This window comes from Siminovitchia acidinfaciens (assembly GCF_003605385.1).
Lineage (GTDB): Bacteria > Bacillota > Bacilli > Bacillales > Bacillaceae_C > Siminovitchia > Siminovitchia acidinfaciens.
In genome coordinates, this window is record NZ_QYTV02000009.1 from 25,343 (window position 1) to 38,875 (window position 13,533).

At 37.5% G+C, this 13,533-nt stretch carries 5 protein-coding genes; all 5 read left to right on the top strand.

The window, feature by feature from the left end; translation table 11 throughout:
- Positions 1–11 precede the first annotated feature (11 nt).
- On the top strand, positions 12–5,099 hold the full coding sequence (locus tag D4T97_RS16370; RefSeq protein WP_126051846.1) for a SpaA isopeptide-forming pilin-related protein: 5,088 nt from the start codon (positions 12–14) through the stop codon (positions 5,097–5,099).
- Positions 5,063–8,227, top strand: a complete 3,165-nt coding sequence (locus D4T97_RS16375) for a Cna B-type domain-containing protein (protein ID WP_126051847.1) — start codon at positions 5,063–5,065, stop codon at positions 8,225–8,227. Before D4T97_RS16370 ends, D4T97_RS16375 begins: the two co-directional genes overlap by 37 nt.
- A 149-nt stretch (positions 8,228–8,376) precedes the next feature.
- The gene (locus tag D4T97_RS16380; protein ID WP_126051848.1) at positions 8,377–8,937 is read left to right on the top strand and encodes a class D sortase; all 561 of its coding nucleotides are present in this window, start codon (positions 8,377–8,379) and stop codon (positions 8,935–8,937) included.
- 81 nt (positions 8,938–9,018) lie between these two features.
- Positions 9,019–10,149 carry a response regulator gene (locus D4T97_RS16385; protein ID WP_126051849.1) on the top strand — a complete coding sequence of 377 codons (1,131 nt, stop codon included), beginning with the start codon at positions 9,019–9,021 and terminating at the stop codon, positions 10,147–10,149.
- Positions 10,150–10,320: 171 nt separating this feature from the next.
- Entirely contained in the window at positions 10,321–13,272 is a 2,952-nt protein-coding gene (locus D4T97_RS16390; protein ID WP_235872288.1) for a hybrid sensor histidine kinase/response regulator, read from the top strand.
- Positions 13,273–13,533: the final 261 nt, after the last annotated feature.

Below are 13,533 nucleotides of genomic sequence, written 5' to 3' on the forward strand. Positions count from 1 at the left end.
AGAAAGTTGTAATGAGAAGAAAGTTTGGTATTATCACATTTATCCTTGTTCTAGTTTCACACACAGTCTTAAGCGGTTCAGTACCGCTTACGGCAATTGCTAAAGAATTAGAACAAAGCATCTTTACAGATGTAACGTTAACGGACGAACAAGGCAATAGCATTGACGCCCGTCAAAATCCAGATCATCAACCAAATTTGGATTCGGCAGTCAATGTGACGTTTGACTGGACCATAGAAGGATTGGAAGTAAGTGGTGGAGATACATACTCCTTCTCGTTGCCTAATCAACTAAAGGTTCAAAATCAACAAGGCAGTTTAACAGCATCTGACAACATTAAGTTAGGAACTTTCCAAGTTGCAGGTGGAACATTCACAGTGAAATTCTACGAGGAAGCAGTAAATAACGCCGATGCTGGTGGAAAGTTAACGATTCCAGCTTCCTTTAATAAGGAAGTCATAGGTGACAAAGAAACAGTATTAATTTCATTTGATTTAAAAGGGCAGCAAAAGATAATTAATGTTTCCTTTAAATTAGACTCCAAACAGGAAATGGAAGAAGCTCAAAAAGAAAATGAGCCGAATGTAGATGAAAAAGCTGACGAAAAGGTTACAGATGAAAAAGACGAAGTAGCGAATGAGACAGGGGAACCAACTAAAGAAGAAGCAACGGAAGACAACTCTGGCTTGAAGGAAGATGAAAAATCTTTAGGAAATAAACAACTTAAAAAAGTAGCAACAGAACTTATGCAAGCAAATAACGGCGAAAAGCAAGGATTTCATTTGAATTTAGACGGTGTTACAGATTTACAAGATGAACCATTTGCTGAAGACAATTTATTAGATCCAAAAGATGAGTTTAAATTTAAGCTCAACTGGAATTTAGAAGATGGGCATAATTATGCAAAAGGTGATACTGAAACATTCGATTTACCAAAGGGCATTAAAATAACGGAAGAGATTACTGGTGAATTAAAGGATGGATCTGGTCTAACTGTTGCGACTTACAAAATATCAACAGATAAAAAAATTGAATTAACATTTACAGACTTTGTTGAAACACATAGTAACGTAAAAGGTTGGCTAGAAATTATTTCTAAATTAGATGAAAAGAATGTTGAAGTTGAAGATGGGGAAGCGATTATTGACCCGATTGGTGAAGAAGGCGAGATTAGGATTCCAATCAATCAAGGCAATAAAGATAAAACAATTGAGAAAAAGGGAACACCAAATAAAGTATATAATGCCAATGAAATTAATTGGGAAGTAATCATTAATAAAAATAAAACATTCCTAACAGACGCAAAGGTTACAGACTTACTTCCTAAAGGTACTGAATATAAAGAAGGCAGCCTAAAAGTTATTAAATTAAAAGCGGATCTATACGGTAATATTTTAGGTGATGCAGAAGAAGTTAAAGTGATAGGGGAAACAGTTGAGAACGGGGTTTTAACAATCCCACTCGGAGATATTAAAGATGCTTACCGCATTGAATACGTCACAACCGTCACAAATGACGAAGAGAAAAAATTTAATAATGAAGCAACCCTTGAAGATAATAAACTAGAGGATGTTACAGCAAATGCAACAGCAACGATTAACCGCGGCGAAGCAATTAAGAAAAAAGCTTCCAAAGGTTATGATCCAAAAACAGGGATTATTGAATGGGAAATTGAATTTAACTATAATGAAGAGAATTTAGAGGATGTTACTTTATCAGATCAATGGACACCAGCTGATAAAATGGGATTAGTTGGGAATATCATATTCACTGAAATGAAAATTGATGAAGAGGGTGTGGCTCACAAGACCGAAAATGTCGGTCTTCCAAAAGGTGCTGAGATTGTTCCTGGAACTGACAAATTTGAAGTGACAGGCATTACAACAAATAAGGCATACAAAGTAACGTATAAAACGAAAGTGAAAGATCGTGTCTTAGAAGGATTTCACGTTGCGAACACAGCAGGGTTTGGAGCAGAAACGACTCGTTCTGGCACAGGTGTGGGTGCGTATTATGGATCGAAATCAGCTGGAACAATCGATTATAATAAGAAAACAATCGATTGGAAAATTGAAATTAACCATGATGAATATCCAATGGAGCAAATTAGTATTACAGATACATTGGGTGATGGATTAACTTTTCTTGAAGATACGATTAAAATAACAGTTGATGGTGAGCCATATAATAAAGTAGAACATGGCGATTATTCCGTTACAGATGGCAATCCATTCACAATTAAGTTCCCAGATGATTTTACAACTGATAAAAAAATTGTAATTACATATAAGACTGGCTTTATTGCTAACCAAGTGCCAGATTATAAGCCGACAAACAAGGCAGCAATCACGTGGTCACCGGAAGGCAAGGATGAGTCCATTACAAAAGAAGTTGAAACAGGAACAGAGCTAAATGATAATACGAAAAACAATGACTGGAAGAATGGATCATATAATCCAGCAACAAAAGAAATTACATGGACGATTCATACAAATTACCGAGAAAATGACTTTGAAAATTTAATTATAAAAGATGCACCACAAGGGAATCAAAAAATTGATCCCGATTCAGTTGTGGTAAAAGAACTAGCTATAGCATTAAATGGCTCTATTACTGAAGGAGAACCAATAGATCCAAATGGAGCGACAGTTGATGTAGCTGCTAATACACTAGAAGTCAATATTGGACCAACAAACAAAGCTTACAAAATCGAGTACAAGACATCACTCGCTGGATTAAGTGATATCCAAAAAGAATATGTGAACCAAGCAGAAGTATTAGATGATAATACTAAAATATCTGATTTAGATGCTATGGTGGGCATCGCTAAATCTGATAAGTATGGTGAAAAGTCTGGTTATCAAGAAGGTAAGCAAATTCACTGGACTGTTGCGGTCAACCTTGGGCAGCAAAAGATTGAAAATCTTAAGTTAGAAGATACTATTTCCGAAAACCAAGAATATTTAATCGATACAATTAAAGTCTATGAAGCAACAGTTGATGGAAGTGGAAATGCAGCAAGAGGGCAAGAAGTTCCTGCGGAACAATATAAGTTAATCCATACTCCAGGAGATCTTACTTTTACTATCGAGTGGAACAGTGAAGTAGAACGTGCGTTTATCGTTGAATACTCAACACTATTCTTTGCGAAGCATAACGATGAAGTAAGCAATACTTTTAAAGTAACCGGTGACGACCTGATTGAGGGCGGAACAACTGGTGGTGGACATAAATTTAATATCAGACAATTAGGATCAGGTGGCGGCTCAGGCGAAGCAGGTTACCTCATCATCGATAAAATCGGTAAAAAAGATGGGGTCGATAAACCTTTAGCAGGCGCTGAGTTTGATTTGATCGACGCAGATACTGGAAAAGTGTTGAAATCAGGTACGACAGACCAAAATGGTCAGATTGATTTTGGTCGCTTACTCTTTGGACAATATGAATTACATGAACGCGTTGTTCCTGAGGGGTATGTGACACTGAATGAAAGACAAACGATTGAAATTAAAGAGAAGTATGACTCCAACACTGGAAAAGAAGAATACAAATATCAAGTTGTAAACTTCGAACCTATCTTTGCAATTGATTTGGTTAAAACAGATGATAAGAATAACGCATTATCAGGTGCTGAATTTACATTGTTTAATTCAGCCAACGAAGAAATTGCAAAAGAAACCACAGATACAAATGGCAAAATCTTATTTAAAGACTTAAAGCAAGCTGGAACATATTATATTCAAGAAACAAAAGCACCAAAAGGATATGTTCTTGATTCGACTAAGCATAAAGTAGAAATCGGCAATAAAGAGCCAGAACCAGTCAAAATATCTCTTAAAAACACGCCACGTGGTGCTGTTCTATTAACGAAAATAGACAAAGATACAAAAGAACCACTTAAAGGTGTGGAGTTTGAATTACAGAAGTTAAATGATCAAGATGAGTACGTAAAAGTTGAATCATTCACAACAGATGAATATGGAAACATCCAAACATCAAACACACTTGAAGCGGGATTCTACCAATTTGTTGAAACGAAAGCTTTAGATGGATATCGAACAAACAAAGAGGCAATCCAGTTTGAAGTAGACGTTAATAATCCAAATACACTAACATATTCAATGGAAAACGAGAAGTTTAAAGGATCTGTCAAACTAATCAAAACAGATGCTGTAACAAATGACTTACTTCAAGGTGCAGAATTTAAATTAGTAGATTCAGAAGGTAAACTAGTTAAAGAGAATCTATCAACGAATGACAAAGGTGAAATTATTATTGAAGACTTACTACTTGGTAAGTATCAACTAATTGAAACAAAAGCACCAGCAGGTTATGAGTTGGATGAAACACCGATTGATGTAGAAATTACGGAAGACTTACAAGTCGTTGAAAAATCAATGACGAATAACAAGTTCACTGATATTTCAGTTGAGAAGAAGTGGAACAATGGTGGAGGAGAGACACAGCCAGTGACTGTGAAACTTTTACCAACAGATAAAACAGTTGAATTAAATAAAGAAAATAATTGGAATGCAGTATTTAAAGACTTACGCGTTTATGATGAATCAGGCGAACAAATTGACTATCAAGTTGAAGAAACTGCCGTTGATGGCTATAAATCAACAGTAACAGGTGATAAGGAAGCCGGATTTGTTATTACGAACACTGAATTAACAGGTGTTTCAGGTAAGAAGACGTGGTTAGATATCGAGTCTGAGGAACGTCCAGAATCGATTACTGTTGAACTTTTAGCAAATGGTAAAAAAATTAATGAAATTCCAGTTAACGAAGCGTCTAATTGGGAATATGAATTTACTGATCTCGTGAAATACGATGAATCAGGAAATGAAGTCACGTATACTATCGATGAAGTTGAAGTAGATGGTTATAAAACCACGATTAATGGTAATGACATTACTAACTTGCGTGTCGGTACAACTGAAGTGGAAGTAACGAAATTGTGGAAGGATGAAAATGAAACAGAACGTCCAGAAACAATTAAAGTAAACTTACTTCAGAACGGTGATTTTTATGAAGAGTATGAAATAACGAAAGAAAAAGATTGGAAACTAATAATCANCCAGAAACAATTAAAGTAAACTTACTTCAGAACGGTGATTTTTATGAAGAGTATGAAATAACGAAAGAAAAAGATTGGAAACTAACAATCACGGATCTACCAAAGTACGACGAAGCTGGTAAAGCTTATGAGTACACGGTGAAAGAACATGATGTGCCAGGTTACGCTTCAGAGGTAGAAGGCTTTACAATTACCAATACACGTACAGAAGTGAAAACAATTGAAATCACAAAAACGTGGTTAGATCCTGGTTCCAAAGATCGTCCAGACTCAATTGAGGTAGAGTTATATAGATCAATCACAGATGGTGATAAAGAGCTCGTTGAAACATTCACACTAACGAAAGAAAAAGATTGGTCACTTGAAGTAGCAGATCTACCAGCATTTGATAAAGACGGTAAAGCTTATGCGTATGAAATTAATGAAATAGCGGTTGATGGGTACGAAACCACGATTAATGGCTTTGACATCACAAACTTACGTGTAGGCGAAACTGAAGTAAAAGGAAAGAAAACTTGGTTAGATGATGACTCCAAAGATCGTCCTGAATCAATCACCGTTAAGTTACTAGCAAATGGTGAGGAAACAGGTAAGACAGTTGAAGTCAACGAAGATTCAAGCTGGACATACGAATTTACAGGCCTTGATAAGTATGATAACCAAGGTAAAGAAATCGTATATTCAGTTGATGAAGAAGCTGTTGATGGCTATAAGAAAACAATTGAAGGTAATGACATTACTAACTTGCGTGTCGGTACAACTGAGGTGGAAGTAACGAAATTGTGGAAGGATGAAAATGATACAGAACGTCCAGAAACAATTAAAGTAAACTTACTTCAGAACGGTGATTTTTATGAAGAGTATGAAATAACGAAAGAAAAAGATTGGAAACTAACAATCAAGGATCTACCGAAGTACGATGAAGCTGGTAAAGCTTATGAGTACACGGTGAAAGAACATGATGTGCCAGGTTACGCTTCAGAGGTCGAAGGCTTTAAAATCACCAATACACGTACAGATGTGAAAACAATCGAAATCACAAAAACGTGGTTAGATCCTGGTTCCAAAGATCGTCCAGACTCAATTGAGGTAGAGTTATTTAGATCAATCACAGATGGTGATAAAGAGCTCGTTGAAACATTCACACTAACGAAAGAAAAAGATTGGTCACTTGAAGTAGCAGATCTACCAGCATTTGATAAAGACGGTAAAGCTTATGCGTATGAAATTAATGAAATAGCGGTTGATGGGTACGAAACCACGATTAATGGCTTTGACATCACAAACTTACGTGTAGGCGAAACTGAAGTAAAAGGAAAGAAAACTTGGTTAGATGATGACTCCAAAGATCGTCCTGAATCAATCACCGTTAAGTTACTAGCAAATGGTGAGGAAACAGGTAAGACAGTTGAAGCCAACGAAGATTCAAGCTGGACATACGAATTTACAGGCCTTGATAAGTATGATGACCAAGGTGAAGAAATCGTATATTCAGTTGATGAAGTAGAAGTTAAAGGTTATGAAACCACGATTAATGGTTTTGACATCACAAACTTAGGTGTTGGCGAGACTGAAATAAAAGGAACAAAAACATGGTTGGATGATAATTCCAAAGATCGTCCGGAATCAATCACCGTTAAGTTACTAGCGAACGGTGAGGAAACAGGTAAGACAGTTGAAGTCAACGAAGATTCAAGCTGGACATACGAATTTACAGGCCTTGATAAGTATGATAACCAAGGTAAAGAAATCGTATATTCAGTTGATGAAGAAGCTGTTGATGGCTATAAGAAAACAATTGAAGGTAATGACATTACTAACTTGCGTGTCGGTACAACTGAAGTGGAAGTAACGAAATTGTGGAAGGATGAAAATGATACAGAACGTCCAGAAACAATTAAAGTAAACTTACTTCAGAACGGTGATTTTTATGAAGAGTATGAAATAACGAAAGAAAAAGATTGGAAACTAACAATCAAGGATCTACCGAAGTACGATGAAGCTGGTAAAGTTTATGAGTACACGGTGAAAGAACATGATGTGCCAGGTTACGCTTCAGAGGTCGAAGGCTTTACAATCACCAATATACGTACAGAAGTGAAAACAATTGAAATCACAAAAACGTGGTTAGATCCTGGTTCCAAAGATCGTCCAGACACAATTGAGGTAGAGTTATTTAGATCAATCACAGATGGTGATAAAGAGCTCGTTGAAACATTCACACTAACGAAAGAAAAAGATTGGTCACTTGAAGTAGCAGATCTACCAGCATTTGATAAAGACGGTAAAGCTTATGCGTATGAAATTAATGAAAAAGCGGTTGATGGTTATGAAACCACGATTAATGGCTTTGATATCACAAACTTACGTGTAGGCAAGACAACTGTAGAAGGAACAAAGACATGGGAAGACGATAACTTTACAGATCGTCCAGAAATGATCAAAGTAGACCTTCTTCAAAACGGTGATGTAATCGATACAGCCGATGTGACAGCCGACACTGACTGGAAGTACAGCTTTGCCGACTTAGAAAAATATGACGAAGAAGGTAAAGTATATACTTATTCAGTTCAGGAACATGCCGTCGAAGGATATGAATCAATTGTTTCCGGTTTTGACATTACAAACAAATTGATTTTTGGTGAGGTCGAACTGATAAAGGTAGATAAAGACAACCACCAAATCACATTGTCAGGTGCTGAATTCGAATTGCAGGATGCGGAAGGAAAAACGATCAAAGAAAGCTTGACGACAGATAAATCTGGAAAACTATCAGTATCTGGATTGAAGCCGGGCAACTATCAAATGATCGAAACAAGAGCTCCTGAAGGATATGAAAAGCTTAAGGAGCGGATTGCCTTCACAATCGAAAAAGGCCAAAAAGAGGCATTGACATTGATTGTCGAGAATACTGCTATATCGCCTGTAACACCAACAGATCCAGAGCAACCTGGCGATGGTATGCCGATTGACCCAGGGAAACCAGTTGAAACTGGTACGAGTCCAGTCCAATCTGGTAATGAGGGAAAAAGTGGCTACAAACTTCCAAACACGGCAACATCTTTATTCAACTTTGCATTAGCAGGCATTATATTGCTTTTTGCAGGAGTAGTGCTTGCGCGTACGAGCAGAAAAAGACAACAATAATGGAAAAGCTTCCACATGCCAATAGTGTATGTGGGAGTTTTTCAATTTGTTGACATATTACAGAGATATCCATTTTAGCGAATTTGTAAATAATAAATTTATGTAATCGAAAAAAAGAGCTGCCCTAATAAAAGACTGGGGGGTTAACCATGAGGTTTTCAGCCATAATATTGATTATTATTGGATTGTGTTTCATCGGATACAGCGGGTTCCATATTTGGAATTCAAACCAAATGCAGAATGATTCTTTACAACGTGCAAAGGAAATCATTTCGAATGATGCCGGCCCTAAGTCGTATTCTTTTGATCCAAAAGTTGGTGAGGAAATAGGGATACTTGAATTGCCAACTTTAGATGAGTCTTTACCTATCATTGAAGGTGTGGATGAAGACGAACTGGCGCAAGGAGTTGGACATTATAATGGAACCTCACTTCCTACGGAACAAGGGCAAATTGTTCTTTCAGGACACAGAGATACGGTGTTTCGTCGGCTAGGGGAGCTGAATATCGGCGATCTTCTTGTGGTGAAGATGCCTTACGGTCAATTTCAATATATCATTGAAAAAACTGAAATTGTTAGAGCTGATGATTTGACTGTCATTCGACCGGAGATAGATGAAGAGCTGTTAACTGTCACCACGTGTTATCCTTTTAGGTATGTCGGAAATGCCCCCGATCGTTATATCATTTACGCTAAACGCAAAAGCTGACTTCTTTATTGTCTTGACAATCCAGGCGAAATATTCTGTAATTGAAATAATTGATACGGAATCAAAAGGTGGTAATCAGACGTGAGAGCAATCTTGATTGATGATGAACCTTTAGCCATGGAGCATATGGAGAAACTACTTAAAGACATAGCTGTTGTGGAAGTTATTGGAAAATACTTGAGTCCGCTGCAAGGACTCAAGGCTATCATGCATGAGCAGCCAGATGTTGTTTTTCTTGATATTGAGATGCCCACAATAAGCGGGATAGAGCTTGCTGAAAATATTCAAAGTACGTGTTCAAATGTACATGTAGTATTTGTGACAGCTTATGATGAATATGCCGTTAAAGCGTTTGAGCTGAATGCAGTAGACTATGTCATGAAGCCTATTCAGAGAAAACGGCTGAATGAAACGATTAAAAGGTTGCAATTATTTGAGGACACAAATGTGGAAAAAGGAGAGAGCACGTGTACTGGCATGATATGCTGCTTTCAGACACTGCGGTTTGTTTGGGAAGGCGATGAACTGGAGGCTATCGATGTCCACTGGAGGACTACCAAGGCTAAAGAACTGTTCGCCTATCTCGTTCATCATCGGAGGGAGCCGGTTGGAAAAGAAGTGTTAATTGATTTATTCTGGGCGGAATCTGAACCGGAAAAGGGTTATGCCCAGCTGTATGCAGCCATATACCAAATCCGAAAAACGCTGGCTTCAATCGGTTTCGACATTGAAATAAAAAGTCGTGAACAGACCTATATGATTGATATGCAGCAAATTAAGGTAGATATAGATGAGTTTGAGAGACTGGAAGAAATATTTAATGAAAGTCATCCGGAACTGGAGTCAGTTCAGAAACTATTGGATTTATACAGCGGCGATTACTTAGAAAAGGAAAGTTATTTATGGGCTGAAAGTGAAAGGGAACGATTAAGGGTTTTCTGGCTTTATTTTACACAGAAAACAGCTGAGATGCTAATCCAAAAAAAAGAGCATACAAAAGCACTGCTTATTTGTCAACGTGTGCAAGCGTTGAATCCATATAGCGAAGAAATCTATTTTATGCTAATGCGGTTATATGACCTGCTCGGTGAACGCCATTTTGTAGAACAACAGTATCATAGACTTGAAGATATGCTATTCGAAGAATACGGTACAGAACCCGCACCGGAGATATCGCAGTGGTATCAAAATTGGAAAGGAATTTTAGCATAGACCATCATTCCAGGATGGAATTATGAAAAAAATAATATTGATATGTTATCTAACAGAAAAGTTATTCTCATAGTATTGATATTTTTTATCATACTCACAATTTTTCGATTGTCTTGGCTTGGTTATCATAAAGCTCCTGATCACCCGCGCGCTATTTCAGGTGAACTTGATTTGCGCAATTGGAAGCCGATAACTGAACATTCAATTACACTTGATGGTGAGTGGGAATTTTTTCCCAGTACACTTCTTATGAAAAAGCATGCAGAAACTGAACATATTGAAAAGGAAGGAAGAATGGCCCTAACCCCGGGTGATTGGGTTATTCCGAATAACACATCAGACCAGTACGGTTTTGGTTCATACCGTTTGCGCATCTTGGTCAATCCTGAAATTGGTAATAGTTACGGTATATATATACCAGACATTGATAGTTCGTCGGAAGTATATGTTAACGGGAAATTGATTACCCAGTCAGGTCAACCTGCTGATGATAAGCAGCAATATACACCATTAACCATTCCCCAAACTACATACTTCACCATTGAAGATACAAATGAAATTGAACTTGTCATTCAGATTGCCAATTTTGACAATCCTATCAGTGGTGGGATTAATCGCTCAATTAAATTCGGTTTGGCAGAACCTTTTACAAAAGATACCACATTTGCTACGAGTATTGTTCTTGGTGCTTGTATAGTCTATATGCTCCATGCACTGTACAGTTTCATTTTATTTTTAGTGGGAAATCGTGACTGGAGGCTGTTTCATTTTTCTTTGATGGTCGTTTGTATTGTTCTTGGAACATTAATCGGTGAACGTTTACTGTTTGCATGGCTACCCTTAAATTATGAGTGGGGTGTAAAGATCCTCAACCTTACAATGGTCGCCGGTGGCTATTTTCTCTTGCAATCCATAAAGCATCAGTTAACCGATGACTTCCGCAACAAAATACATATTGGCTATATGGTACTTTGCAGCTTATCAGTGTTGGTTATTTTAGTTTTTCCGGCAAGCATTAACTTGTCATTAAAGTTGTTTTATGGTGCCGTCATGCTTATTCCTTGTTTATTAACACCGCTGGTCATGTACCGTGCTTCAACACGAATCGATAAAGATAACATTTTTTTACTGTTGGCTGCCGTCGCCTCGATCGGAAGCTTGATATGGCTTTTAATCAATGAGGCACTACAGATTGAAATGGTTTCTTATCCATTTGATCTATTGATTGCGATGGTCTGTTTTGCCACGTATTGGTTCAAACAGTATTTTCGTGTTTTGGATGAGTCACAGGATCTAGCCATTGAGCTTCAGGAAGCTGATAAGCAAAAAGACAACTTCTTAGCCACTGTTGCACATGAAATGCGAAATCCGCTTCATGGAATGATCAACATTTCCCAATCAGTGTTGGATAGAGAAGAAAGAATGATTAAAGAAAAAAGCGTAAAAGATCTGGAATTACTTATAACGGTCGGACAACGTATGTCATATCAGTTAAATGATTTGCTCGATCTTACAAGATTAAAGGAAAAGAGAGTTTCCATCCAACCGACAGATGTATCTTTGCACAGTGCTGCGGAAGCTGTAATGGATATGCTCCGATATATGACAGAAGATAGGCCAATTAGGCTAATCAATCGTATTCCGAACAACTTTCCATATGTCTGTGCCGATGAAAATAGACTTATTCAAATTCTGTTCAATCTGATTCACAATGCGGTAAAATACACGAATGAAGGTGAAATATCAGTCCAAGCATCGATTCAGGACGGTTTTGCAAGAATTTCAGTTCGAGATACCGGGATTGGCATGGATGAGGAATTTTTAGGAACAATATTTGAGCCGTATGAACAATCTTCCTATGGCATTGCTTCGACTGACAGTGGCTTCGGTCTCGGGCTAAGCATTTGCAAACAGCTGGTTAAGCTCCATGGGGGTACCCTAGAAGTGACCTCAAAACCCGATAATGGTTCAGTATTTACATTTTCACTAAAATTATCTGTTAACTCTACACAGTTGGAGGCAGCAGCAAGTAAATCAAAGGAAAATGAGACTGAGGAAATTGCCGCGGCCGAAATGTTAGTTAGGAAAAGTGTTGAAAAAAAGGAGCCATCTTCTTCCAACCCAGTTAGATTATTGGCTGTTGACGATGATCCCGTTAATTTAAAGGTGTTGGAAAGTATTTTTTCGGATAGTTCTTATGAAGTTTTCTCCGCTACAAGTGGTCAAGGTGCACTGTCTGTATTAAATACTAGGGAATGGGACGTTATCATCGCGGATGTTATGATGCCTCATATGTCGGGGTATGAGCTTACTCGGAAAATTCGTGAACACTTTTCACTCTCTGAGTTGCCCGTTCTGCTTTTGACTGCGAGGAGCCACCCTGAAGATATTGTTGCCGGCTTCATAGCAGGTGCCAACGATTACGTGACAAAGCCAATTGAAGGATTGGAATTGAAAACACGCATTAATACACTGGTCAATCTTAAACAATCCATAAGTGAACGGCTACGGATGGAGGCGGCATGGCTTCAGGCCCAAATCCAGCCTCATTTCTTATACAATACATTAAATACAATTGCTTCACTAAGCGAAATTGATATAAACAGAATGACTGACCTTTTAGCTGAATTCGGTAACTATTTAAGAAAAAGCTTTGATCCAAAAAACCTGCTTCGGGCTATACCATTAAATCATGAGCTTGAACTTCTGAACTCCTATTTATTTATCGAAAAAGAGAGATTTGGAGATAGATTAAACATCGTTTGGCAAGTAGATGAAGCCATCAGTATAGAAATCCCTCCTCTATCCATCCAGCCATTGGTAGAAAATGCAATTAGACATGGGGTACTCAAGCGGATTGAAGGTGGAACAGTTGTCATTCGAATCATTGATAAAGGAAATGAGGTGGAAATTGCTGTTATTGATGATGGAATTGGAATGGATGCTGAGATATCAAGTCAAATCCTCACTGTCCAGCCCATGAATAAGAAAAGCATTGGTTTGTATAATACTAATCGACGTTTACAGCAGATGTACGGTAATGGATTAAAAATCTTCAGTAATCCTAGTCAAGGGACTACGGTTATTTTTAGCATACCTAAAATTCAAAGGTCACTGGACTAATAAATAATTACAGCAAAGACAGTGCCATTTTAAAAAGTAAGTATTGTGTAAAGGGAAAACATTTGAAGTGTTTTTGTGCAGTGTGCAAACGCTGATGCAAGGACTTCCAAATGTTTTTCTTTTTTTCATAAAACGATATACATATTTTTTCTGTTCAGCTATAAGGGTTATCGCTTTCTCTGATTATACAAGCACATTTCATATAAACCACACAATTTTGAGTTATCCTTAAGATGAGACCAAGCATGTATTAAAATGAAG